22 protein-coding genes are annotated in these 24,206 nt (G+C 70.3%); 12 read left to right on the top strand and 10 right to left on the bottom strand.

The annotated features are described in order from the left end of the window. From aspS to VG296_RS25205, 7 genes are all read left to right on the top strand, one after another. Window positions 1-1,512 (top strand): aspartate--tRNA ligase (gene aspS, locus VG296_RS25235; RefSeq protein WP_325569822.1); only part of this gene is annotated, 1,512 nt, incomplete at its 5' end. Window positions 1,513-1,550: 38 nt separating this feature from the next. Continuing rightward, window positions 1,551-2,033 carry a GtrA family protein gene (locus VG296_RS25230; protein ID WP_325569820.1) on the top strand — a complete coding sequence of 161 codons (483 nt, stop codon included), beginning with the start codon at window positions 1,551-1,553 and terminating at the stop codon, window positions 2,031-2,033. Next, window positions 1,991-3,196: an MFS transporter gene (locus VG296_RS25225; RefSeq protein WP_325569818.1), complete on the top strand. Its 1,206-nt coding sequence runs from the start codon at window positions 1,991-1,993 to the stop codon at window positions 3,194-3,196. The genes VG296_RS25230 and VG296_RS25225 overlap by 43 nt, the downstream gene beginning before the upstream one ends. A gap of 9 nt (window positions 3,197-3,205) precedes the next feature. Further along, complete coding sequence (locus VG296_RS25220) at window positions 3,206-4,441, top strand: GNAT family N-acetyltransferase (protein ID WP_325569816.1); 1,236 nt, start codon at window positions 3,206-3,208, stop codon at window positions 4,439-4,441. A gap of 50 nt (window positions 4,442-4,491) precedes the next feature. Then, window positions 4,492-5,421 carry an NAD(P)-dependent oxidoreductase gene (locus tag VG296_RS25215; RefSeq protein ID WP_325569814.1) on the top strand — a complete coding sequence of 310 codons (930 nt, stop codon included), beginning with the start codon at window positions 4,492-4,494 and terminating at the stop codon, window positions 5,419-5,421. 62 nt (window positions 5,422-5,483) lie between these two features. Next, window positions 5,484-6,020 (top strand): hypothetical protein, encoded by a 537-nt coding sequence (locus VG296_RS25210; RefSeq protein WP_325569812.1) that lies wholly within the window; start codon window positions 5,484-5,486, stop codon window positions 6,018-6,020. A 37-nt stretch (window positions 6,021-6,057) separates the two neighbouring features. Continuing rightward, window positions 6,058-7,290: a cytochrome P450 gene (locus tag VG296_RS25205; RefSeq protein ID WP_325569810.1), complete on the top strand. Its 1,233-nt coding sequence runs from the start codon at window positions 6,058-6,060 to the stop codon at window positions 7,288-7,290. A 42-nt stretch (window positions 7,291-7,332) separates the two neighbouring features. Here VG296_RS25205 and VG296_RS25200 read toward each other — a convergent pair whose 3' ends face one another. Further along, on the bottom strand, window positions 7,333-7,767 hold the full coding sequence (locus tag VG296_RS25200; RefSeq protein ID WP_325569808.1) for a cupin domain-containing protein: 435 nt from the start codon (window positions 7,765-7,767) through the stop codon (window positions 7,333-7,335). 237 nt (window positions 7,768-8,004) lie between these two features. On the opposite strand from VG296_RS25200, the gene VG296_RS25195 reads away from it, so the two are divergent. The 5 genes from VG296_RS25195 (at window position 8,005) to VG296_RS25175 (ending at window position 14,399) form a co-directional block, all read left to right on the top strand. Continuing rightward, a complete protein-coding gene (locus tag VG296_RS25195; RefSeq protein WP_325569806.1) occupies window positions 8,005-9,210 on the top strand; it encodes a GGDEF domain-containing protein in 1,206 nt (401 codons plus the stop codon). A 254-nt stretch (window positions 9,211-9,464) separates the two neighbouring features. Next, on the top strand, window positions 9,465-10,727 hold the full coding sequence (locus tag VG296_RS25190; RefSeq protein WP_325569804.1) for a hypothetical protein: 1,263 nt from the start codon (window positions 9,465-9,467) through the stop codon (window positions 10,725-10,727). Next, window positions 10,724-12,238 (top strand): hypothetical protein, encoded by a 1,515-nt coding sequence (locus VG296_RS25185; RefSeq protein ID WP_325569802.1) that lies wholly within the window; start codon window positions 10,724-10,726, stop codon window positions 12,236-12,238. Before VG296_RS25190 ends, VG296_RS25185 begins: the two co-directional genes overlap by 4 nt. Window positions 12,239-12,254: 16 nt before the next feature. Further along, a complete protein-coding gene (locus VG296_RS25180) occupies window positions 12,255-13,598 on the top strand; it encodes an AAA domain-containing protein (RefSeq protein ID WP_325569800.1) in 1,344 nt (447 codons plus the stop codon). 60 nt (window positions 13,599-13,658) lie between these two features. Beyond that, window positions 13,659-14,399: a MerR family transcriptional regulator gene (locus VG296_RS25175; protein ID WP_325569798.1), complete on the top strand. Its 741-nt coding sequence runs from the start codon at window positions 13,659-13,661 to the stop codon at window positions 14,397-14,399. Between the two features lie 75 nt (window positions 14,400-14,474). On the opposite strand, the gene VG296_RS25170 is transcribed toward VG296_RS25175, so the two are convergent. The 9 genes from VG296_RS25170 to VG296_RS25130 form a co-directional block, all read right to left on the bottom strand. Then, window positions 14,475-14,945, bottom strand: coding sequence for a hypothetical protein (locus VG296_RS25170; protein ID WP_325569796.1), 471 nt, complete (start codon window positions 14,943-14,945; stop codon window positions 14,475-14,477). Window positions 14,946-15,085: 140 nt separating this feature from the next. Continuing rightward, the gene (locus VG296_RS25165; protein WP_325569794.1) at window positions 15,086-15,850 is read right to left on the bottom strand and encodes an alpha/beta hydrolase; all 765 of its coding nucleotides are present in this window, start codon (window positions 15,848-15,850) and stop codon (window positions 15,086-15,088) included. 98 nt (window positions 15,851-15,948) lie between these two features. Further along, window positions 15,949-16,941, bottom strand: coding sequence for an ABC transporter ATP-binding protein (locus VG296_RS25160; protein WP_325569792.1), 993 nt, complete (start codon window positions 16,939-16,941; stop codon window positions 15,949-15,951). Beyond that, window positions 16,938-17,993 (bottom strand): ABC transporter ATP-binding protein, encoded by a 1,056-nt coding sequence (locus VG296_RS25155; RefSeq protein ID WP_325569790.1) that lies wholly within the window; start codon window positions 17,991-17,993, stop codon window positions 16,938-16,940. Before VG296_RS25155 ends, VG296_RS25160 begins: the two co-directional genes overlap by 4 nt. A gap of 28 nt (window positions 17,994-18,021) precedes the next feature. After that, a complete protein-coding gene (locus tag VG296_RS25150) occupies window positions 18,022-18,954 on the bottom strand; it encodes an ABC transporter permease (protein ID WP_325569788.1) in 933 nt (310 codons plus the stop codon). A 5-nt stretch (window positions 18,955-18,959) separates the two neighbouring features. Further along, window positions 18,960-19,946, bottom strand: coding sequence for an ABC transporter permease (locus VG296_RS25145; protein WP_325569786.1), 987 nt, complete (start codon window positions 19,944-19,946; stop codon window positions 18,960-18,962). 66 nt (window positions 19,947-20,012) lie between these two features. Next, a complete protein-coding gene (locus VG296_RS25140; RefSeq protein ID WP_325569784.1) occupies window positions 20,013-21,722 on the bottom strand; it encodes an ABC transporter substrate-binding protein in 1,710 nt (569 codons plus the stop codon). Window positions 21,723-21,900: 178 nt separating this feature from the next. Continuing rightward, a complete protein-coding gene (locus VG296_RS25135; protein WP_349259683.1) occupies window positions 21,901-22,839 on the bottom strand; it encodes an N-acetylglucosamine kinase in 939 nt (312 codons plus the stop codon). 104 nt (window positions 22,840-22,943) lie between these two features. Then, window positions 22,944-24,203, bottom strand: a complete 1,260-nt coding sequence (locus tag VG296_RS25130) for a 6-phospho-beta-glucosidase (protein WP_325569780.1) — start codon at window positions 24,201-24,203, stop codon at window positions 22,944-22,946. Window positions 24,204-24,206: the final 3 nt, after the last annotated feature.

Here is a 24,206-nt window from a genome sequence, read left to right as displayed (position 1 = left end):
CCCACGGGTGACGTGGAGCTGGCCATCTCAGAGCTCGAGCTGCTCGCCGACTCCGACACGCCCCCGTTTCCGCTGGACGAGGGGGAGACGGTGGACGAGAGCCTGCGGCTCAAGCACCGCGCGCTCGACCTGCGCCGCCCCGAGATGCAGCAGGCGCTCGCGGTCCGCCACCGCACGATCACGACGATGCGCGAGGTCCTGAACGAACGGGACTTCCTGGAGATCGAGACGCCCGACTTGACCCGCTCGACGCCCGAGGGCGCCCGCGACTATCTCGTGCCGGCGCGGATCCAGCCGGGCAGCTTCTACGCGCTGCCGCAGTCGCCGCAGCTGTTCAAGCAGCTCTTGATGATCGGCGGGCTCGAGCGTTACTACCAGATCGCGCGCTGCTTCCGGGACGAGGACTTCCGCGCCGACCGGCAGCCGGAGTTCACCCAGCTCGACATCGAGATGTCCTTCGTCGAGCAGGAGGACGTGCTCGCGCTCGCCGAGAGGATCTACCACCGGGTCTGGAGCGAGACGCTGGGCGTCGACATCCCGCTGCCGCTGCCCCGGCTGACCTACGCCGAGGCGATGGGCCGGTACGGCTCGGACAAGCCGGACGTGCGCTTCGGCCAGGAGCTCGTGCGGCTCACCGAGTACTTCGAGGGCACCGAGTTCCGGGTCTTCCAGGCCGAGTACGTCGGCGCCGTGGTGATGCCGGGCGGCGCCGCGCAGACCCGCAAGGAGCTGGACGCCTGGCAGGACTGGGCCAAGGCGCGCGGTGCCAGGGGCCTGGCATACGTGGTCTTCGACGCGGAGACCGGTGAGCCGAAGGGACCGGTCGCCAAGAACCTCTCCGAGGCGCACCTGTCCGGCCTGGCCGCGGCCGTCGGCGCGAAGAACGGCGACGCGGTGTTCTTCGCGGCCGGTGCGACCACCGCCGCGCAGGAGCTGCTGGGCGCGGCGCGGCTGGAGATCGGCCGGCGCTGCGCGCTGATCGACGAGGAGCGCTGGGCGTTCCTGTGGGTCGTCGACTTCCCGATGTTCGAGCCGCTCACCGACGACAAGGGCGGGTTCGCGGGCTGGCACGCGATGCACCACCCGTTCACCGCGCCGACCCCGGAGTGGCTCGAGGGCTTCGAGAAGGACCCGGGCAACGCGCTGTCCAACGCCTACGACCTCGTGCTCAACGGGACGGAGTTGGGCGGCGGCTCGATCCGTATCCACCAGCGCGAGGTGCAGCAGCGGGCGTTCAGGGCGATCGGCCTGAGCCAGGAGGAGGCCGAGTCGAAGTTCGGCTTCCTGCTCGACGCGTTCAACTTCGGCCCGCCGCCGCACGGCGGCATCGCCTTCGGCCTCGACCGCACGGTGGCGCTGATCACCGGCGCGGACACGATCCGCGACGTGATCGCGTTCCCGAAGACGGCCTCCGGCGGCGACCCGCTGACCGGCGCCCCGGCGCCGATCACCGCGGAGCAGCGCAAGGAGGCCGGAGTGGACTTCGCGCCGAAGCCGAAGACCGCCGCGTAGCGGACGTCGTTCTCGCAGACGAGAGGCATGGGGCGGTAGTGGCCTGGTTGGTGGCGCTGGTCCGGCGGCTGTGGCGCGAGCTGCTGGGCTTCGGCGTGGTCGGCGCCGTCGGATATGTCAGCGACGCGATAGTCATCAACCTGCTCTACCACCACGTGCCCTCGGTGCTCGCCTCGGCGATCGCGGTCTGCGTCTCGACCGTGATCGCCTATCTGGGCAACCGTTTCTGGACCTTCCGGCACCGCGAGCGACGCGAGACCGGCGCCGAGTTCGGCCTGTTCGCGCTGGTCTCCGCGGGCGGCTTCCTGATCGCCGTGAGCTGCGTCTGGTTCACCGAGCACGTGCTCGGCGCCGACTCGCGGCTCGCGGTGAACATCGCTCAGCTCGGCGCGGGACAGGTCCTCGGCACGCTGTTCCGTTTCTGGGCCTGCCACGAATTCGTTTTCCCTGAGCGCCCGGAGATCCCTACGATGACGCAGTGCGCAGTGAACGTGGTCGGCGCGGGAGCCGAGATCGAATAGCGATCAGTCTGATCTTCGCCGTCCACGGAACCGTCGCGGGCACCTACGCGGCCCGGCTGCCGTGGATCGCCGACCATGTGCACGCCACCCCCGGCGTGCTCGGCGCCGCGATGATCACGCCGACCATCGGCGCGCTGCTCGGAATGCCGCTCACCGGCCATCTCGTGCACCGGTTCGGCGGTCGTTCGGCGCTGCGGCTGCTCATGCTGCTGTGGACGGCGTCACTGGCGATTCCGGCGCTGATGCCAGACATCGGATGGCTCGCCGCGGGACTGTTCGTCTACGGCGCGAACGCCGGTGTCGCCGACGTGATGATGAACGCCGAGGCCGTGCGGATCGAGAAGCGCGCCGGCAAGTCCATCATGTCCGCGCTGCACGGCATGTGGTCGGTCGGCGGTATCGTCGCGGGCCTGTTCGGGGCGCTGTGCGCGGGAGCCGGGATCAGCGCGGTGCCCGAATTCCTCGTCACGGCCCTGATTCTCACGGTGGCCGCGTTCCTCGCCACCGGCCTGCTGCCCGCGGACGCCGAACTCGGCGCGGCCGCCGCCGAGGAGATCCGCCCGCCGCGCTTCGCCCTGCCCACCGGGAAACTGCTCGGCATCGGCATCGTCGGCTTCTGCGCCGTGTTCGCCGAGGGCGCCGGTTCGAACTGGTCGGCCGTCTACCTCACCTCGGTCACGCACGCCTCCGCCGCGATCGGCGCGTACTGCGTCACCGGGTTCGCCGCGACGATGGCCCTCGGCCGGCTGAGCGGCGACGCGATCGTCCGCAGGCTCGGGCCGGTGTGGACGGTGCGCGTCGGCGGCACGCTGGCCGTGCTCGGCGCGGTCGCCGTCGTCGCGGCCCGCAGTCCGTGGCTCGGCATCGTCGGATTCGCGGCGCTGGGCCTCGGGATCGCGACCGGCGTCCCGCTGGCCATCGCCGCCACCGGGCGCACCGACCAGGACGCCGACTCGGCGGTCGCCGGGATCACCAGCGTCATGTACGCCTCCGGGCTGCTGGCCGGGCCGTCCATCGGCGCTCTCGGCTCGGCCGTCTCGCTGCCCTTCGCGTTCGGCTTCGTCGCCGTGCTGTCCACCGGGATCGGGCTGTCCGCGTACACACTGCGGGTGGGGCTGGACGGTGCGACAAACCAATTGGCCGACGTACGGAGTCCGGCTTAGGGTCGGGGCATGCCGATCGAGGTACGCAACGTCCGCACCGACGAGGAGTTCAACACGTGGTGTGACGCCATGGACGTGGGCTTCTACAGTCCGCACACACGCGGCGAGGGGCCGCGGCGGCGCGAGCGCTACCCGGACCTGAGCAGGATGTGGGCCGGATTCGACGGCACGGAGATCGCGGGCACGCTCGTCAGCCTGGACCTGCGGCTGACCGTGCCCGGGCTCGCGCAGATCCCGCTCGACGGCATCAGCGCCGTGACCGTGCTGCCCACGCATCGCCGACAGGGTCTCGCGCGCCGGATGATGGCCGCGGAACTGGGCCGGGCGAAGGAGCGCGGCGACGTGATGGCCGCGCTCGTCGCCTCCGAGTACCCGATCTACGGACGCTTCGGCTTCGGGCCGGCGACCGAGGCGGCGCAGTGGCTGGTGGACGCGCGTGACCTGCGATTTCGCCGAGAACTACCGGGCCGGATCGAGCTGATCGACCCCGAGGTCGCGCGCTTCGAGGCCGCCGCGCTCTACGACCGGGCCCGGGAGACCTGCGTCGGCATGGTCAGCCGCGAGGGCTGGCGCTGGGACTCGGACACCGGCCAGTTCCTGCGCGAGGGCGACCCGTCGCCGAAGAGCATGCTGCACGCCGTCTGCCGCGACGCGTCCGGGCAGGTCGTCGGCTATGCCGCGTACCGCTTCACCGAGAAGTGGACGAATCAGCGCCCGGACATCACGCTGTATGCCGCCGCCGTCATCGCCACCGATCCGATCTACGAGGCCCGGCTGTGGAAGCACCTGGCCGACCACGACTGGGTGACGCGGATCGTCGGGCCGGAATTCGACCGGCAGGACGCGCTGTGGCGTGACCTGCTGGTCGACCGGAGGCTGGCCGTCGCGACGAACGCCTGGGACTTCGTCTGGCTGCGCGTGCTCGACCCGGCCGCGGTGCTCGCCGCGCGCACGTACGCGAAGGCTGACCGGATCGTGCTGCGGATCGAGGACAAGGACGGCCACGCGGCGGGCACCTACGCGCTGCGGGTCGACGCGGACGGGACCGCCGCGTGCTCGCTGACCCTGGAGCCCGCGGACGTCACTCTCCCGGTGGATCGGCTCGGCTCGATCTACCTGGGCGGATACACCGCCGCCCGGCTCGGCGCGCTCGGCCTGGTCGAAGAGCACACCGCGGGCGCCGTCGAGCGGCTGAGCGCCCTGTTCGGCGTGGGGATCGCCCCGTACAACCCGATGATCTTCTGATCGGCGGGCTGCCCGGGAACCTGTCGGATCTCAGTCGGATAATGGTGGCCATGAGCGCACTGGTGTGGACGGCGAAGGACACGGCCGACTGGCTGACGGGCCTCGACGAACGGCTCGAGATCGTCGAGGTGCCGCAGGACCCGCTGTCCGACCCGCGGCTGGGCGAGGTGAAGGTGCTGATCCCGCCGCTGATGCGGAACGCGGCGGACGAGGCCTTCAATCTCACGAGCTTGCTGGCGCGGGCCAAGAGCCTGGAGTACGTCCAGGCCCTGTCGGCGGGCGTGGACAACATCGCGCACGCGGTGCCGGAGGGCGTGCTGCTCTGCTCGGTCCGCGGCGCGTACGACGAACTGATGGCCGAACTGCTGCTGACCGGGATCCTGACCATTTACAAGGAGATCCCGCACTACGTGCGGGTGCAGGAGGAGCGCACGTGGGCGCCCTCGCAGGTGCGCGTCGTGCAGGGCAAGACAGTGCTCTACGTCGGGTACGGCTCGATCGCGCAGTGCCTCGAACGCTATCTGGAGCCTTTCAAGGTCAGGACCTTGAAGGTCGCGCGAACCAAGCGCGGCGACGTCGCGTCGCTGGACGAGCTGCCCGAGTTGCTGCCGCAGGCCGACATCGTCGTGCTGCTCACACCGCTCACCGACGAGACACGCGGCCTCGTGAACGCGGACTTCCTCGCGCGGATGAAGCCGGGATCGCTGCTGGTCAACGGCGCGCGCGGAGCCTGCGTCGACACCGACGCGCTGATCGCGGCGACCCGCGAGCGGGACATCCAGGCGTTCCTGGACGTGACCGACCCCGAGCCGCTGCCTCCCGAGCATCCGCTCTGGCGCGCGCCGGGCGTGTTCATCACCCCGCACATCGGCTCGTTCACCGCCGACAACCAGGCGCGCTGCTTCCACGTGGTGCGCGAGAACCTGACGACGTGGATCAACGGCGGCCGGCCGAAGAACCGGGTCGAGCACGGGTACTGATGATGGTGCGGACCGAGCGGTTGATGAGGCTGACGCCGGAGCAGGCGAGGCGGCGCCGGAGGGTGACGGTCGAGCTGCTCTGGGTCTGCTCGCTCGCCCTGGTCCCGTGGACGATCTACCTCGGGCTCTCGCTCCCGGCCGACTTCAACACCCGGCACTGGGCCGTGGCCTGGACGGGCTTCGACGTGCTCGAACTGCTCGCCCTCGCCGCGACCGCGTACTTCGGCTGGAAGCGGCGGCAGGCGCTGATCGGCACCGCGATAGCCGCCGCCACGCTGCTGATCTGCGACGCGTGGTTCGACATCACGCTGAACCTGGGCACGTCGCAGGTCTGGTGGTCGCTCGGCTCGGCCGCGTTCATCGAACTGCCGCTGGCGTTCTTCCTGCTGCACCGGGTGAGCTTCCTGATGCGGCTGACGATGCTGCGCTACTACTCCGGGGCGGACGAGCGGGGCAAGCCGATCAGGCTCTGGAAGGTCCCGCTGATCGCGCTGCTGCCGTACGAGGACCATGCCGAAGAGGCCGAGCGGATCGAGGAGGCCGAGCGCGCCGAGGAGCGTGAGCAGGCCGGGAACTCGGGGAGTATCGACGCTCGTTGAGATCCCGAGGGCCGTCTACGGGTTGGGAGCGGGGAGCATGGAGGCTGAACAGATCGTCGGCGCCTTGATGACGCCGAAGGGGCGGGGCGATCCGTATCCGCTCTACGCCGCCGCGCGCGAGCTCGGGCCGGTCCGGCGGGTCAAGGACCTCCCGATGCACCTGTGCACCGGATACGCGGAGATCAACGCGGTGCTGCGGGACAACGCGTTCGGCAAGCTGGAATTCGACCGGCTGCCCGAGGAGTGGCGTTCGCTGATCGCCGAGGACGGCGCCATGGAGAGCTTCTCCCGGTCCGTTCTCGAGATGAACCCGCCGAACCACCGCCGTGTCCGTTCCCTGATGAGCTCGGCGTTCACGCAGCGGCGGGTGGCCGGCCTCGAGCCGGCGATCGTCCGGATGACGGAGGGCCTGCTCGACGAGTTGGCCGCGCTCGGCGAGGGCGGCCGGCCGGTCGACTTCATGGAGAACTTCGCGTTCCGGCTGCCGGTGAACGTGATCTGCGAGCTGCTCGGCGTCCCGGAGGAGGACCGCTACCGCTTCCGGCCGCTGGCGCACGACCTGACGTTCGTGCTGGAGCTGACGGAGAACTTCGACGACTTCGGCCCGGCGGACGCGGCGGCCGTGCAGTTGCGCGCGTACTTCACCGAGCTGGCCGAGCGGCGGCGGGCGGAGCCGCAGGACGACCTCGTCAGCGCCCTGGTTCAGGTCAACGACGCGCACGACGGCCGCCTCAGCGACGCCGAGCTGCTCGGCAATCTGCTGTTGCTGCTGGTGGCCGGGTTCGAGACCACGACGAACCTGCTGGGCAACGGCCTGTACCTCGGGTTCGAGCACCCGGAGGTGCTCGACCTGGTGCGCAAGGGTGAGATCTCCGTCGCCGCGTACGTGGAGGAGGTGCTGCGCCACGACTCGCCGGTGCAGCTCACCTCGCGCATCGCGGTTTCCGAGGACGCGCGCATCGGCGGGCACCACGTGCCGCCGGGCGAGCAGGTCATGCTTCTGATCGGCGCGGCGAATCGCGATCCGGCGCGTTTCGAGAACCCGGACGTCTTCGATCCGACCCGGTCCGACAACGTGCCGCTGAGCTTCGGCGCGGGGATCCACTACTGCCTCGGCCAGGGCCTCGCTCGGCTGGAGGGGAAGATCGCGTTCGAGATGCTGCTCGAACGCTTTCCCGTCATGGAGCTGGCCGCGCAGCCGGAACGCCGGGACCGGCTCGTGCTGCGCGGCTACCAGACCCTGCCGATCACGGTGAGTTCCGCGGCCTGACACGGAGTCGGCTCACCGCGCCGGGCTCGTTGCGAGCGCCGCCTATTGGAAGCCGCAGCCCGGGTTCGGGACGCTCTCGGACAGCGGGCTGCCGGCCGGATCGACGTAGAGCACGTCGAGGACGACCGGCGTCGTCCCCAGGTTGCGGCCGATGTGCACGTTGCCCGCGCCGCTGTCCTCCACGAAGGCCGCGCCCTCGCTGTAGGTGGCGGTGGTCACGCAGTCCGACTCGGTGTGGGTGAGCGTGCCCTGCTCGACGACCGCGTACAGCGTGCCGTCGTGGTAGTGCCAGCCGGTGGAGCCGCCCGGCTGGACGGTGATCTGCCGCAGGATGTAGTCCTTGCCCGCGACGGTGACCTGGCTGATGATGACGCCGGTGACGCCCGAAGCCGGCGTGGCGCTGGCGACTGTCGGCATCAGCGCGGCACCGGCCGTGATGGCGCCGATGAGCGCGGCCCGGCGGTAGGTATTCAACATCACTAAGGATCCTTAGTTGATTCGCAGAACGCGCCGCTCCCGTTGCGGCGCCCCGAGCTGAGAAGCTATCAAGCCGCCATGGTGCACGGCGCGATAGACCGCCTCCCGACGGCCGGACGGCCGATAGTTCATCCCCGTGTCGGCCCTCCGCAACGGTCCCCGATCGCCCCACCCGTCACTCCCGGTGGCCGAATACGAGGGTAGAGTTATCGGTGTAGTCGAAGGGAGCACGGCATCGTGAGCGACGAGGCGTATGCGGACGCCGAGGTGCGGATTCCGCGGTCGGCGCTCGGCTCCGTGCAGCGCGCGTTGATCGCCGTGCACGCGGCGGTCGGGCTGCGCGCGACGCTCCAGGCGATCGCGGAGGGTGTGACGAGCTCGACGCCGTACGCCGAGGTCACCGTCACCACGGCCCGGGAGCCGGACGCGGTGGACCTGTACGTCGAGGCCGTCGTCGGGCCGCCCGACGCGCTGGCGCAGCTGCTCGGCACGACGTGTCCCCGCGCCGCGTTGATCGAGCACCTGACCGGCGGCGAGGCCTGGGGCGCGCTCCGGTTCTGGTCCCACTTCGGGCAGACCGAGGGCGTCATCATGTACGTTCCCGACTACGAGCCGCTCGACGTCCCGGACGCCTGGCGGCCCGAGTACGAGCTGATGGCCCCGCTCTACGGGCCGGACGGCGAGCTGATCGGGACGATGAGCCTGGACCGGCCCCGGGACGGGCGAATCCCGCCGCCCTGGGCCAACCAGATCCTCGAACTGTTCGCCGAGCAGGCCGTGATCGCGATCCTCAATGCCCGGCGGCACGAGCAGGCGCTGCGCACGATGCGGACGCTGGAGCGGGAGGCGGCCGATCTGCACGCCGCGGTCGCCGAGCAGTTCGCCCGCGAGACCGACCTGCGCGACGAGGCCCGCCGCGACCCGCTGACCGGCCTGGCGAACCGCGTGCTGCTGCAGGAGCGGCTCGAGGAGCTGCTGATCGCGCGGATCCCGCTGGCGGTGGTCTTCTGCGACCTCGATCACTTCAAGCGGATCAACGACACGCACGGCCACCTCGTCGGCGACGAGGTGCTGCGGGTGACGGGTGCGCGGCTGGCGCGGCGCCTGGCGGCCGCGGACGTCGTCGCCCGGATCGGCGGGGACGAGTTCGTGGTCGTCGCGGCCAGGATGCGGCCGCAGGACGCGCCGGCGCTGCTGCGCCGGATCGATGAGGCGTTCGCCGGCGACCCGGTGCGAATCGGGCACCTGGAACTGCACCTGTCGTGCTCGCTCGGCGTGGTGTGCGACCCGGGCGGGGCGGAAGGCAGGCCCGGCTCGGCGGCCCAGCGAGCCGAGGAGCTGCTGAGCAGCGCGGACCGCGAGATGTACGCGCACAAGCGTTCGCGGGCGGGCGTGCACCGGCTCCTGCAACTGGCGGAGACCAAGCCGGACGCGGAAGGGTAGCGCCCGCCCGGTCGGTCATGCGGGCGTGCCGGCCTGCTTTCGCGCTGTCGGTGGATGACGCGAGGGCGGCGCTCCCCCTTCCGCATTCGGCTGCGTCTGTGCCAACTGAAGCAGCGGATCGCGAACGTCGGTTGATCATGCCGGTGGGTCGGCTCGGTTCTCCGTGCTGGCGGATGACGTGACGTTCGCGATCCGTCGGCCGGATTCCGCAGAACCCGGACTCGCTTTGGGCTATCGTGGGTGGGCAAATGCCCATGTCACCTTCCGTTCCTCAGGCCACAGCAAGCGCACCCGCGCCCGCTGTCACCGCTGCGCGGCTGGACGCGCTGCGCGGGCCGGTGCCGCCGCGCAGCCATGACGCGCGCACGATCGCGGCGCTGACCGTCAACCCGGGCTGCTCGCGCCGGGCCGTGCTGGACGCGGCGGGCGTGGACAAACGCAAGCTCGCGGAACGGATCGGCTTCCCGGCGCGCTACGGCCAGTCGCCGTTCGCGATCACCCGCGGTCTGGCGTTCGAGAAGCAGGTCAAGGCCGACGGCTGCACCGCGCTGCTCGAACTGCTGCGCGGCGAGCCGCTGCACTTCGACGTGCCCGAGCACGAATACGTCGACCTCGGCGTGGAGCCCACTGCGGATTCCGGCACTCCGGTGACCGTCGACCGGGCCGGGCGCTACGAGCGGACCCGCCGGCTGTTCGCGCGGGTCGCGGCGGGTGAGCCGCTGCTGGCCGACCATCCGCTGCTGCGCCTGGACGTCGGCGGGCGCACCGCGTACGTCGAGCCGGACGTCGTCGCGCTCAGCGCCCGTCCGTCCGGCGCCTCCGAGAGTGCGCCCGCGCGGCTCTACGTCGCCGAGGTGAAGTCCTTCGCGGTGATCGACGGCCAGGCGGATCCGGCGAAGGTGGGTGCGGCCGCGACTCAGGCGGCCGTGTACGTGCTGGCGCTGCGTCGGCTGTTCGCCGAGCTGGATGTCGATCCGCGGATCGTCGCCGACGACGTGATCCTGGTCTGCCCGAAGGACTTCGCGAACCAGCCCAGCGCGCACATCCTCGACGTGCGCCGGCAGATCGCCGCCGTCGAACGCCAGTTGGCCCGGCTGCCGCGGATAGGCGCGCTGATCGCGGATCTGGACCCGACCGTCGACTTCGACCTCGCCGTCGATCCGCCCGAGGCGCAAGGGGAATCCGGCCGCGAGCACCGCAGCGGGGTCGAGCTCGGCAAGTCGCTCACGATGATCGAGGCCAGATACGCCCCGGAGTGCGTCACGAACTGCGAGATGGCGTTCCACTGCCGGGCCGAGTCGCGGGCCGCGGGCGGGGCTGACGCGCTGGGCCGCTCGGTGCGCGACTCGCTCGGCGGAATTCAGTCGATCGAGGACGCCCTCGCGGTCGCGGACGGCTCGGCGGGCGTCGGCTCGGAGCAGCACGAGGCCGCGCGGCTGCTGCGGGCCGCGGCCCGCGCGTACGACGAGGCGCTGCGGGTCACGCCGCGGGTCGCCGAACCCGAGGTGGATGTGTGAGCACTCTGACAGCGCTCGCGCGGGCCCGCGCGGCGCACGCCGGCCGCGCCGTGCCGATCACCGCCGTGCGGCACGTCCACCTGTCCGACGAACCGCTCGTGCTCATCCCGCTGATGCAGGCCGGCGAGGCCGCGGCTCCGCTGGCCGTGATGGCGGGCACCGATCGTGCCGCGCCGCAGTTGCTGCTCGTGGCCCAGCCGCGTAACCGCGATCAGCGCTTCGACTTCCTGACCAGGTTCGCCGAAGTGCTTGTGCCGTACATCGCGGCGCGGCGTCAGCACACTGAGACAGTCGAGCCGACGAAGAACCATGACGAGTGGGAACGCTGCACCGACGCGCCGCAGCTGATCCTGCCGAACCCCGCGGGAGTGGAGGCGTTGCGGCTGCTCGGCCGCTCGGCGCGCTTTCGCACCGTGGACGGACCGTACCCGGTGGACCCGCGGGTGCCGCTGCTCGGCCGCTACCTCACCTGGTTCGCCGACGACCGCGCGCCGATGCCCGGCTCGGGCGTCTGCCTGGCCCTGACATCAGCGCTCTCACAGCACTGGGCGACCGGCCAGAGCGCGCTGGAGGACCAGCATCTGCCCGCGCTGCTGAGCTGGATCGACCCGCCGGAGGGCATGAGCGGGGCCGAGGCGGCGCTGCTCGCCGAGGACCCCGACGCGGTGCCGCCCGCGGGCCCGACCACCGACCCGGCCTTCGACACCGGAGTCCTCGCGCCCCTCGTCCGCGCGCAGGAGGAGGCTCGTGCGGCGCAGGACATGCGCGCGGTCGCGAAGGCAGAGGAGGAATTGCGGGTCGCGCTCGCGGCGCAGCTGGAGCCGACGTGGCAGACCGTGTGGCGCGGGATCGACGTGCTGCGCGGTCTCCCGGCGGCGGCCTCGGACAAGCCGCGCTGGCAGGTCGACCGCGGCCGCTTCACCGACTTCATGACCGGGATCGAAGAGGGACTGCCGCCGCAGCCCAAGCGGCCGAGCGCGGTCGCGGCCGCGCGGCGGCTCGCGGACCTCGAATCCGCGCGGCAGAGCTACGACCGTTCGCAGGCCATTGACGACCCGCTGGTTCTGGCGCGCTACCGGGTCGGCGGTGAGGCGTTCGCGGGCCGGATCACCTTCGTGGACGCCGAGCGGCAGGAGATCAAGGGCAAGCGCGCCTGGCCGCGCCCGCTCGTCGTACTGCACACGCAGGACGAGGTGATCCTGCGGCCGGGCGTCAAGCTCGCCAGCCCCGCGCGCGTCGCCCAGACCGTGCGGCTGCGCGCCGTGCGCCGCGGCGAGGCGGGCGGATACGAGGTCGAACTCGAGTTGCAGAGCGGCATGGGGCGCGGAAAGACGCCGGAGGAGGGAAGCGTTCCGCTGGTCGGCGAGGAGCGGTGCTACGCGACGTTTCTGGCCGAGCAGCGCGGTACGAGGCCGGAGCTGCCGGAGACCGACAAGACCCCGTGGACGCACGGCGGCCCGCCCTGGCCGCACGTGGCGCGCGCCGAGGACCAGGCCGAGGAGTGGCACTAGTGCAGGAGTGGCAGTTGTGAGCGCCGCCGCATCCCGATCCACGCAGGCGCGCGCCGTCATCGAGGCCGTCGCCGCCGATCTGCTCTCCCGCGACCATCGCGGCGTCATCGTCGACTCCCCGCCCGGCGCCGGAAAATCCACCCTCGTCGTCGAACTCTCCGGACGGCTCGCCGCGACCGGCGAGCGGGTGATGATCGTCGCCCAGACGAACGAACAGGTCGACGACCTCGTCGCCCGCCTCGCCGTCGCGCATCCGACCCTGATCCTCGGCCGGCTGACCGCGGGCGACTACGAGGTTCCCGAACGCCTCGCCCCGCTGCGCGGCCCGAACCTGGCGTTCTCCTCGAAGCTGCCGGAGTTGGCGGCGGCCGGAGTCGTCCTCGCGACCGCGGCCAAATGGGCGCTGGTCAAGGAGGGCGAGTTCCCCTGGGCGATCCTCGACGAGGCGTACCAGATGCGCTCCGACGGCCTGCTCGCCGTCGCCCCGCGCTTCGCCGACGGCACGGCCCTGTTCGTCGGCGATCCCGGTCAGCTCGATCCCTTCGCGACCGTCGACACGGACGCCTGGGCCGGTTCCCCCTGGGACCCGAGCGACAGCGCCGTCGCGGTGGTCCGCGCGCACAACCCGGACCTGCCGGTGCACCGCCTGCCGTACTCCTGGCGGCTGCCCGCGACCGCCGCCCCGCTCGTCGCGAAGGCCTTCTACCCGTTCACGCCGTTCGACGCGGGCAGCGACCTCGACGACAGATCCCTGACTTTCAGTGCGCGCGGCACCTCCGGCACGTCGTCCGCCGACGAGTGCCTCGACGAGGCCGCCGACACCGGCTGGTCCTGGTTCGCCCTTCCGGCGGCGCACACCGTGCGCACCGACGCGGAGGCCGTCGAAGCCTGCGCCGCCCTCGCCGACCGCCTCGTCCAGCGCCAGGCCACCGCCGTCGACCGCGCCGCCGGCTACGAGCGGGCCGTCACCCCCGACCGCATCGCCATCGGCACCGCCCACCGCGACCAGGCCGCCGCCGTGCGCGCCGCCCTCGCCCGGCCGGACCGCGCGGGCCGGGGGCTGACCGACGTGACCGTGGACACCGCGAACCGCCTCCAGGGCCGCGAATACGACGTCACCATCGTGCTGCACCCACTCTCCGGCCGCCGCGACGCCACCGCCTTCCACCTCGAAACCGGCCGCCTGTGCGTCCTGCTGTCGCGCCACCGCCACGCCTGCGTCGTCGTCGGCCGCGCCGGCATCGCCGACCTCCTCGACGCCCACCCGCACGCCGAACCCGTCCGCCTCGGCGTCCCCGTCAAGTTCCCGGACGGCTGGGCCGCCCACCAAGCGGTGCTGGCGCACCTGGGAGCCGCGTAGCACCGGCGCTTCCGACGCGGCGCTTGACCTTCGGGCTGCCCGAAGGTGCACCGTAGGGGTGTGACGGACGACGACGAACTACTGACCATCGGACGGTTCGCCCACCTGACCGGGCTGTCGGCGCACGCGCTGCGCCATTACGACGAGGTCGGGCTGCTGACGCCCGACGTGGTGGACGCGCAGTCGCGGTATCGGCGCTACCGGCGGGATCAGGCCGGGCAGGCGCGCTTGATCTCGGCGCTGCGCTGGGTGGACCTGCCGATCGAGGAGATCCGGGCGGTGCTGGCGGACCCGCACGGCCCGGACGCGCGCGACGGTCTCGGACGCCACCATCAGCGCCTGTCACGCCACCACGGCCTCGTCGAGGCGAGGCTGAAAGCCATCGACCGGATGCTGACGAAAGGACCCACCGTGCCCACCACATTGACCGGCTGCCACCCCGTGCAGATCAAGCTCGCCGTGCACGACCGCGACGCGGCGATCGCGTTCTACCACGACGCGTTCGGGATGCGCTACGACGTGACCCAGCGCGCCGAGGACGCGGACTACTCCTCATTCCTGTTCGGCGACTACGGCGAGGCGGGGTTCTTCCTGATCCACCTCATCGACGATGAGGCCGACACCGACCGCCCCGGCCCCTCGACCTTCGGCCTGCTCGTCGACGACCTCGACGCCCGTCACGCGGCCGCACTGGCCGCCGGCGGCACCGAGGCCGTCCCCCCACGCGACGGCGACGGCATGCCCCGCCATTCCGCCGTCAAGGACCCGAGCGGCAACTGGGTCTGGCTCACCCAGGGCTGATCCGCCGCTGAATAAGGCTTCTGGTTGCCGTCGCACAGATCTCTGTGCGCCGGCAACCAGAAGCCCGGTGAGCCGTCAGCCGATTCCGCACTGCGGCATACCGATCGAGTTCGCGGTCAGGCCGTCGAAGTCGACATTGTCGTCGTCGACGTGGCCGATGATCTCCCAGGAGTTGCCGGCGAACATGCTGGACTCCCAGGTGACGTGGTCCCACTCGCCGTCGTAGGTGGCGCCGTCGCTGGGGTACCAGCAAGTGACTTCCACCCACGCGCCCTGCGGGATGTTGCCGACGAAGTCGTTCTGCGGCGAATAGAGCGCGGTCTGATGCGTCAACTGCGCGCAGATGCCGTAGCCGTTGACGTTGCAGGTGTAGCGGGTGCTGTTCGGATGGACGTGCACGGCGGCGGCGTGACTGCCGGCGGCGGCCGCGCTGGTCGTCGCCGCGGTCGCTGCGAACGCGGTTCCGGTGAGGCCGACCGCGAGGCCGACGGCGCCGAGCGCCGTGGCCGCGGTGGCCGCGATTCTGGTGGTCTTGGGCTTCAGCATTGGTCCCCTCCGTGTGCTGATGCTTTCCCCGTATGCGTGTGCCGAAGTGGTCGCTTCGGTACTGCCACTGTCACCTGCCGTTCGGCGCCACGGCAATCATTTCGGCCCTGGTCGAAAGGTGAGTCCGACGCACCTCCCGGTCAGCCGCCGTCACGGAGGAAGTCCAGCAGCAGTTCCGCGAACTCGGGGGCGATGAAGGCGGTGTAGTGGTCGCCGGGGATGCGGGCGAAGCGTGCGTTGGGGAGCTCGGCGGCCAGTTCGTCGGCGCCGGCGTGGGTGTGGTCCTCGTCGCCGACCGTCACCAGGACGGGGGTTGGCACCTTTCGCACGTCGACGAGGGGTGTGGCGACGTTGGAGTCGAGGACACGCAGCAGGGCCTGTGGGTCGTTGCCAAGCTGCTTGATCCAGTACGCGGACATCGCATCCGGGGATTCGGGGTCTACGGAGTCGTCGAGCATTGCGGTCAACACGCGTCGGTACATGCCGGTGCGGGTGGTCTGGCGGGTGATCGCGTCGAGGCCCTGGCCGGCCACGATGGCCCGCGTGGGGGCGGCTCCGCGTGTCAGCATGCGTAGTACGACGCGGCCGCCGAGCGAGTAGCCGCCGAGGTCGTAGTCGTCGAGGCCGAGGTGATCGATCAGGGCGAGCGTGTCGTCGGCCAGGACGTCCGGCGGGTAGCCGGCCGGATCGTGCGGACGCGGGCTCTCGCCGTGGCCGCGCAGGTCCGGGAGGATGACGCGGAACCCGTGGGCCGCGAGGGCGGGCGCGGGGCCGTGCTCGATCCATTGCGCGCCGTTCGACGTGAAGCCGTGGACGAGCACGAGCGGGCGGCCTGCGCCGATCTCACGGTATGCGAGCTCGACGCCGTCGGGGGCACGGTAAGGCCGCGTGGGCGAATTCGTCACCGAGCCAGCGTAGGACGAAGACGAATCCGCCCGCACAACGTTCCCTTACCGAGGACCGGCAGGACGAGCAGCACGAGCGCGACGAGCAGCGACGAGCCTCACGCCGCGGCGGTCACGCCCGGCGCCGTCACGTGGCACGCCGCCTTGTGCTGCGGGTCCAGCGGCTGGAGCAGCGGCGTCACGTGCGCGCACTGGTCGATCGCGATCGGGCAACGGGCGCGGAAGCGGCAGCCGGGCTTGGGGTCGATGACGACCGGGGGCTCGGCCTTCGCCGCCTCCGTCGTGATCGCCAGCGGGGCACGCGGATCCGGCACAGCGGACAGGAGCAGTTGCGTGTACGGGTGCTTCGGGTCCGCGAGCACGGTCTCGGTCGGGCCGGCCTCGACGACGTGGCCGCCGTACATCACCATCACGCGGTCCGACACGTACCGTGCGCTCGCGATGTCGTGGGTGATGTAGAGGATGGACACGCCCTCCTCGTCCCGCAGCTTCGCCATCACGTTCAGCAGGCCGATGCGGATCGACACGTCCAGCATCGAGACCGGCTCGTCCGCGAGGATCAGCTTCGGACGATAGGCCAGCGCCTGCGCGAAGCCGATGCGCTGGCGCTGGCCGCCGCTCAGCTCGTACGGATAGCGTTCGATGATCTCCTCAGGCGGATTCAGGCCGACGGCCGCGACGACGCGGAGGAGTTCTTCGTGCCGGCCGGCCGCGTCCAACTCGGGGCGATGCAGCTTCAGGCCGCGCTTGATGCCGTGCGAGACCTTGTACACCGGGTTCAGCGAGGCGAACGGGTCCTGGAAGACCATCGGCACGTCGCTGCGGTACTGCAGTTGCCGCTTGCGGCCACGCAGTTGCGAGACATCCTTGCCCTGGAACGTGATCTGGCCGGTCGTCGGCTTGTACACCTGCGCCAGCAGCCGCGCCATCGTGCTCTTGCCGCTACCGCTCTCGCCGACCAGCGCCACGATCTCGCGCTCGTTGATCGTCAGGTTCACGTCGTCGACGGCGTGCAGCAGTTGGTGCGAGAAGAGTTTGGCACCGACCTTGAAGTGGCGGCTGAGGTCCTTCGTCTCCAGCAGCGGGGTCATGACGTCTGCACCTCCTTGGCGTCGTTGACGAGCGAGATGTCGATGGGATCGGTCGGACGGTGAGCGAGGCAGCGGGATTCGACGTCCGGCGACGACGCGAGCGTGTACAGCTCGGGCGCCTCGGACGTGCACGGGGTTTGAGCCACCGGGCAGCGCGGATGGAAGCGGCAGCCGGCGGGCGGGTTCGCCAGGTTCGGCGGGTCGCCCGGGATGCCGATCAGCGGGACCTTCGGGCCGCGGATCGACGGGAACGCGTCGAGCAGGCTCTTGCTGTACGGATGCGACGGCGTGTCGAAGACCTCGCGCGTCGGACCGAACTCGACCACCTGGCCCGCGTACATCACGAGCAGCCGATCCGAGAAGTGGCTGACCAGCGACATGTCGTGGGTGACGAAGACGACCGCGAAGCCCAGTTGCTGCTGAAGCTCCTTGATCTGCACCATCAGCGAACGCTGCGCCACGACGTCGAGCGCGGAGGTCGGCTCGTCCATCACGATCAGGTCCGGCGTGAACAGCAGCGCCATCGCGATCATCGCGCGCTGCCGCATGCCGCCGGACAGCTGGTGCGGATAGCTGTCCAGGTGCACGGGATCGATCGAGACCAGCCGCAGCACCTCGGCCGAGCGCTCGCGGATCCGCTCGTCGGACCACTTCTCGTGTGCCAGGATCGCGTCCTCGAACTGGCTTGCGATGGTGCGCACCGGGTTCAGCGCGTTCATCGCGCTCTGCATCACGACCGCGAGGTTGCGCCAACGCAGATCGTTGAGCTCCTTCGTCGGCAGGGTCACGAGGTCCTTGCCCCGGAACAGCACCTCGCCGCCGGCGATCCGCGCGGGAGCGCTGTGCAACTGCGCGATGCCGAACAGCAGCGTGGACTTGCCGCAGCCGGACTCGCCGACGATGCCGACGAACTCGCCAGGACGCACCGTCAGGTTCACCCCGGAGCAGGCCTCCACCGGGCCGCGCGGCGAGTCGTAGACGATCCGCAGATCGCGCACGTCCAGCAGCGGCTCAGGCAGTCGCTCAGGCTGCGGCTCAGACAGCGTCGACATGGAGATCCCCGGCTCCCATCCGAACGGCTCAGGAGGCGTCGGTGTAGACATGCTCGGCTCCCATCACTGCGTCTTTTTCAACAGCATCGTCGGCGCCCTTGCGCGCCTTCCGGAGGTCCTTGCGGCGCACCGGACGCAGCGCCGGGTTGCCGATCTCGTCGAAGGCGTAGTTCATCAGCGCGAACGCCGCGCTCAGCACGGCGATCGCCAGGCCGGGAGCGACGATCCACATCGCGTTGCCCGCCTGCAGCGCCTCCTGGCTGTTGGCCCAGTAGAGCATCGTGCCCCAGCTGTCCGAGGCGGTGTTGCCCAGGCCGATGAACTGCAGCCCCGAGGCGGCGAGCACCGAGTAGAGCGCCGAGCCGAGGAAGTTCGCCACGATCAGCGAGGTCATCGTCGGCATCATCTCGAACAGGATGATGTAGGCCCGCCGCTCGCCGCGCACCCGTGCGGCCTCCAGGAAGTCCCGGTTGCGCAGCGACAGCGCCTGCGCGCGCATCTGGTTCGCGCCGTACGACCAGCCCGTCGCCACCAGCACGATGATCATCACCCAGTTCGAGGTGCCCGCGTAACGCGCCAGGATGATCATCAGCGGGAACGTCGGCAGGATCAGCACCACGTTCGTGCACAGGGAGAGGACCTCGTCCACGATGCCGCCCATGTACGCGGCGGTGATGCCGATCAGCACCGAGAGCACCGTGGCGAAACCGCCCGCCGCCAGCGCGATGATCAGCACCTGCCGCGCGCCGTAGATCAGCTGGCTGTAGATGTCCTGGCCGTACGACGTGGTCCCCAGCAGGTGCGAGGTGGACAGGCCCAGGTTCGGCGAGTAGGCGCCGATGACGTCCGGCGCGTGGTTCGAGGTGAAGATGCCGGGGAACAGGGCGACCAGGACCGTGATCCCGAACAGGATCAGTCCGATCAGGGCCTTGCGGTTCTTGAGCATGGATGCGAACTTCATGGCGCTCAGCCCTTCTCTCGGGCGCGCGGGTCGAGCCACACCATGAAGAAGTCCGCGACCAGCAACGAGACCAGCACCGCGATGGTGTAGAGCATGAACAGGACCTGCATCAGCGGATAGTCGTTGTTGTCCACGGCGTTCAGCAGCTGGTAGCCGAGGCCGGGGTAGTTGAACACGTACTCGACGAGCACCGAGCCGGAGAGCACGAAGCCGAGCGACATCGCGAAGCCGGAGATGTTCGGCAGCATCGCGTTGCGCGCCGCGTAGTTGAACATGATCTTCCGGTCGGACAGGCCCTTGGCCCTGGCCATCCGCACGTAGTCCTCGGCGACCGTGGTGATCATGTTGTTGCGCATCGTCAGGATCCAGCCGCCGATCGAGGTGATCAGCAGCGTGAACGCGGGCAGCACGGCGTGCTGCGCGACGCTGCCGATGTAGCCGGGGGAGAGGCCGGGCAGGATCGACGGGTCGTAGTTGAAGTCCGCGGGCAGCCAGTTCAGCGTCGTGGCGAACAGCAGGATCAGCAGCATGCCGATCCAGTAGTAGGGCAGGTTCGCGGTGACCACCAGCGTCGACGGGAGCCACGAGTCGAGCGTGCCGCCGCGCCGCCAGCCGGCCACGATGCCCGCCACGTTGCCCAGGACGAACGCGATGACCGTGGTCAGCCCGATCAGGCCGAGGGTCCAGGGCAGCGCCTGGAAGATGATGTCACGCACCGGTTCGCCGAGGGACAGTCCGATCGACTGGCCCCACTGGCCGGTGAGCATGTCCTTGAGGTACGTGAAGTACTGGGGAACCAGCCCGGCGTTCGGCTTGTAGCCGAAGCTGGACAGGATCGACTCCAGGGCGGCGGGGGAGAGCTTGGCGCGGGTGCGCGCCTCCAGCGCCTGCAGCGGATTTCCCGGCATGAACCGAGGAATGAAGAAGTTCAGAGTCATTGCCGCCCAGAGCGTGAACAGGAACATGCTCAGTCGGCGCACGACGAATCTCATGACGTGTCACGATCCTTCGTTGGGCCCGGTGCGGACGCCGCGTCGACGTCCGCACCGGGCTCGCGATTACTGAGCGGTCTTCGAGTACAGGCGCAGCAGCACCTGCTCGACGTCCGGGTACGTCCAGGGCGAGGGCTGCGCGTACTGGTCGGCGGCCGAGGGCCAGCCCGCGAGCTCGGCGGTCGAGTACTGGTACCAGTCCACCGACTCGACGACCGGGATCAGCGGCACGTCGTTGAGCATGTAGGTCTCGACCTGCTCGAGGGCCTGCTGCTGCGCGGACGGGCTGGTGGCCGCGGCGTAGGCGCCGAACGCCGCGTCCACCGCGGAGTTCTTGTAGCGGCCGTAGTCGCCCTGCCCGGCCGAGCCGATCGCCTGGTCGTTGGCCGAGTCCAGCATCAGGTGCAGCTCGTAGTACGGCGACGGGCCGGCGGGCGGACCGTACATGATGGCCTGGAAGTTGCCGTTCTGCAGGTCGCTGGTGAAGGTGTTGTCAGCCTCGTCCAGCACCGTCACGTTGATGCCGATGCCGGCCAGCTCCTGCTTGATCACCTGCAGGTCGGCGTCCCAGTCGGTGTATCCGGTGACCGTCTTGACGGTCAGGCTCAGCGGGTGCGAGCTGGAGTACCCGGCGGACTTGAGCGCCGCCGTGGCCTTCGACAGGTTCTGCGCGCCGTAACCCGAGGACGACAGGGCCGAGGAGTTCAGGAACGAGTTGAAGGTCGGGGTGACCACGCCGGTCTGGTTCGCGGCCGGCTCCTCGCCCTGCTCGCCGATCGCCGCGATCTGGGCGCGGTTGAGCGCGTACGCGATCGCCTGGCGCACGTTCAGGTTCGCGGTCGGGCCCTGCACCGTGTTCGGGATCAGCGACACGTTCGCGACCGGCGGGGACCAGATGTGGAAGTTCGTGGACTTCGACACGTAGAAGCTGTTGACGCTCGGGATGTACTGGCCGCCCCAGTTCGCCTTGCCGCTGGCCAGGTCGTTGTTCGCCGGGTCGTTGCTCAGGTAGGCCGGGTAGTTGATGGTCTGGACGTGCGGCTCGTTCGGCATCCAGTAGGACTTGTTCGCGGTGTACTTGATATTGTCCGCGCTGCAGCTGCTGACCACGAAGGGGCCGGTGCCGACGGGCTTGGTGTTGGTGTAGTTGCCCGGGTTGCCGACCGTCGACCAGATGTGCTGCGGCACGATCGGCACCATGTTGGCCACGTCGTAGAAGAACACCGACGCGTTCGAGGAGAAGGTCAGCGTGACCTTGTCGCCGCTGGCGGTCGCGCTGGTCATACCGGCGCCGCCGCCGGAGGGCGCGGTCCACAGCGCGAAGGTGTCCAGCGAGTTGTACTGCTTGAGCAGGTTGAAGGTGTACGCGACGTCCTGAGCCGTGAACGCCGTGCCGTCGCTCCACTTCACGCCCGAGCGCACGTCGAAGCTCAGCTGCGTGTCGGTGGAGTTCCACGCGTAGCTCGTCGCCAGCATCGGGGTCGGGGTCGCGGAGCTCTGCAGGGGGTTGATGTAGAGCAGCGACTCGTAGAGGTAGCCGTTGGCCTCTTGCTGGTTCGTGGTGAGCGGATTGAACTGGCAGTTCCAGGTCGCGCCGGTCTCGTTGGCGATGGTGACCGTGCCGCCCGCCTTGAGGTTCGCGCTCAGCGCCGGGACGGTGTTCGAGCCGGTGGACGAGCCCCCGGTGTCGCTCGCGTGCTTGGTGGAGCTACAGCCGGCCACGGCGGCGGCCAAGCCTATCGCCGCGCCGGCGGCGAGGATCTTTGTGCGCCTCATCCTTGGAACCTCACAGGAGTTGAAGGGGGAGAACGGGGGAGAATGAACGACGTGCGCGAAAGGTAAGTAAAGTTAACTGCCCTGTGCGAGTGAGTGCAATGCTCCCGAGCAAAGGATTAATAACGGGTGGGCAACAGGTTTCGGAGTCGGTTTCGAAGCCGGCGCGCCGCATGGTCGGTCAGTTGGCGGGGGTGACGCCGAGCCGGTCAAGGCCCAGCAGAACGGCGCCGTGCACGGGTCTGCGGCTCGGCACGACGAGGCGTGCCGCCGGGATCCGGGTCGCGGCGAGCACGGAGATCCGGTCCATGAGCACCGGCACCGCCGCGCGCAGTACGCCGCCGCCGAGGATCACCTCGGTCTCGCGGTCCAGCAGGTCGAGCTTTTCGAGCGTGGTCCGCGCCCAGCCGACGACTTCGCGCGCCTGCTTGTCGACGTATTCGAGCGCGACCGGGTCGCCCGCCGTCGCCACCCGGAGCAGCAGCGGCGAGAGTTCATGGATGCGTTCATCGGCGAAGGTGCCGAGGTGGAAGGCGAGCGCCGCCTCGATCGCGGTCTCGGTGCCGAAGTGCGCGGCGACGGCCTCGGTGAGCGCGGTCGGGTCGCCGCGGCCGTCCTCGCCGCGCACGGCCGCGTACATCGCGCGCTGGCCGAGCGCGTGGCCGCCGCCCCAGTCGCCGGTCAGGATGCCGATCGCCGGATAGCGCACGCGCCGTCCGTCCGGCCCGATGCCCGCGCAGTTCGTGCCGGCTCCGCAGACCACTGCGACGCCCCAGGGATGCGAGGCCCCGGCGCGCAGCAGCGCGAACGTGTCGTTGCCGACCTCGAACGTCTCGGTCCAGCCGCGAGCCGCGAAGGCCTCGCCGAGGGCCACTTCCTCCTGCGGCAGGTCGGCGCCGGCCACGAAGGCGGACAGATGCCGGGCCAGCGGCGCGTCCTCGGGCAGTTCGAGCTGGGTGCGGATCTCGCCGATCGCCTTGGCGACCACGTCGATCGCGGAGCCCACGCCGGTGCTCTGCGGGGTGAACGGCCCGGCCTGCGCCTGGGCCAGCACCTCGCCGTCCGCGGTGGCGAGTGCGACGTCGGTCTTGCTGTTCCCGCCGTCCACGGCCAGCACCAGACCGGGATGCTCGCGGGGTGCGGCGGGACTGGAGACGGTCGCGGTCGCACTGGTCGCACCGCGATCGGCCTGCGGACCGCTTCCATCGTCGTACGCTGTGACATTTAGGCCCACGGCAGGAACTTCTCGTTCGCGGCGATCAGCGCGTCACCCAGGCGATTCGCGAGGTCGTACTGGCCGATCAGCGGATGCGCGAGCAGCGCCTGGACCACGCGGTCCCGGCCGCCGTGGATCGCGGCGTCGAGCGCCAGCTCCTCGTACGCGCTGACGTGCGCGATCAGACCCCGCATATGCGCGGGCAGCGGCGGCTGCGGTATGGCCTTGATGCCGTTGGCGCCGACCTCGGCGGCGACCTCGATCACGGTGTCGTCGGACAGGAACGGCAGCGTGCCGTTGTTGCGCATGTTCACCACGCGCACGTCCGGCTCGTCCGCGGGAGCCGTCAGCGAGGCGATGAGCTCTACGGCCGCCTCGGAGTAGAACGCACCGCCGCGCTTGGCCAGCAGTTCCGGCTTCTCATCCACCGACGGATCGTTGTACATCTCAATGAGCTGACGCTCCATCGCGGCGACCTGCTCGGCCCGCGACTCGGACTCCTTCAGCTCCTTGACCACGGCGTCGTGCTCGTAGAAGTAGCGCAGGTAGTACGAGGGGATCGCGTGCAGTTCGCCGAGGATCCTGGCGGGCAGGTGCAGGCTGCCGGCGATCTCGGCGCCCTGCTCGGCGATGATCTCGTCGAGCCGCTCCTCGCCCGCGACCCGCACGCCGCGGATCCACGTCAGGTGGTTGAGGCCGACGTGGTCCAGCGAGACCTGGTCCGGCGTCACGCCGGCCGCGGCGGCGAACCGGCGCTGGAAGCCGATCGCCACGTTGCACAGGCCCACCGCGTCGTGGCCCGCGTCCAGCAGCGCGCGGGTGACGATGCCGACCGGATTGGTGAAGTCCACGATCCGCGCGTTCGGCGCGTGCTTGCGCACCTGCTCGGCCAGTTCCAGCACCACCGGAACCGTGCGCAGCGCCTTGGCCAGGCCGCCCGCGCCGGTGGTCTCCTGGCCCACGCAGCAGAAGTCCAGCGGCAGCGTCTCGTCCACGTTGCGCGCGGCCTGCCCGCCGACCCGCAACTGGAAGAGCACGGCGTCCGCACCCTCGATCCCGGCGGCCACGTCCGAGGTCGCGAGCACCTCGCCGGGGTGGCCTTGCTTGGCGAGGATGCGGCGGGATATCGCGCCCACCGCGTCCAACCGCGCCTGGTCCGGGTCGACCAGTGCGAGCTGCTCGACCGGCAGCTGGTCACGCAGCCGCGCGAAGCCGTCGACGAGTTCGGGCGTGTACGTGGAGCCGCCCCCGATGATGGCCAGCTTCATAGT

The organism is Actinospica sp., assembly GCF_035552695.1.
In the GTDB taxonomy this organism is placed as follows: domain Bacteria; phylum Actinomycetota; class Actinomycetes; order Streptomycetales; family Catenulisporaceae; genus Actinospica.
This window is presented reverse-complemented; position numbering and strand designations above follow the sequence as displayed.

What these genes read in the sequence shown, in the direction of transcription:
- VG296_RS25220 (WP_325569816.1), top strand. Translation starts at nt 3,206, where the DNA reads ATGCCGATCGAGGTACGCAACGTCCGCACCGACGAGGAGTTCAACACG.
- VG296_RS25215 (WP_325569814.1), top strand. Translation starts at nt 4,492, where the DNA reads ATGAGCGCACTGGTGTGGACGGCGAAGGACACGGCCGACTGGCTGACG.
- VG296_RS25205 (WP_325569810.1), top strand. Translation starts at nt 6,058, where the DNA reads ATGGAGGCTGAACAGATCGTCGGCGCCTTGATGACGCCGAAGGGGCGG.
- VG296_RS25200 (WP_325569808.1), bottom strand. Translation starts at nt 7,767, where the DNA reads ATGTTGAATACCTACCGCCGGGCCGCGCTCATCGGCGCCATCACGGCC.
- VG296_RS25190 (WP_325569804.1), top strand. Translation starts at nt 9,465, where the DNA reads ATGTCACCTTCCGTTCCTCAGGCCACAGCAAGCGCACCCGCGCCCGCT.
- VG296_RS25170 (WP_325569796.1), bottom strand. Translation starts at nt 14,945, where the DNA reads ATGCTGAAGCCCAAGACCACCAGAATCGCGGCCACCGCGGCCACGGCG.
- VG296_RS25160 (WP_325569792.1), bottom strand. Translation starts at nt 16,941, where the DNA reads ATGACCCCGCTGCTGGAGACGAAGGACCTCAGCCGCCACTTCAAGGTC.
- VG296_RS25155 (WP_325569790.1), bottom strand. Translation starts at nt 17,993, where the DNA reads ATGTCGACGCTGTCTGAGCCGCAGCCTGAGCGACTGCCTGAGCCGCTG.
- VG296_RS25150 (WP_325569788.1), bottom strand. Translation starts at nt 18,954, where the DNA reads ATGAAGTTCGCATCCATGCTCAAGAACCGCAAGGCCCTGATCGGACTG.
- VG296_RS25145 (WP_325569786.1), bottom strand. Translation starts at nt 19,946, where the DNA reads ATGAGATTCGTCGTGCGCCGACTGAGCATGTTCCTGTTCACGCTCTGG.
- VG296_RS25140 (WP_325569784.1), bottom strand. Translation starts at nt 21,722, where the DNA reads ATGAGGCGCACAAAGATCCTCGCCGCCGGCGCGGCGATAGGCTTGGCC.
- VG296_RS25130 (WP_325569780.1), bottom strand. Translation starts at nt 24,203, where the DNA reads ATGAAGCTGGCCATCATCGGGGGCGGCTCCACGTACACGCCCGAACTC.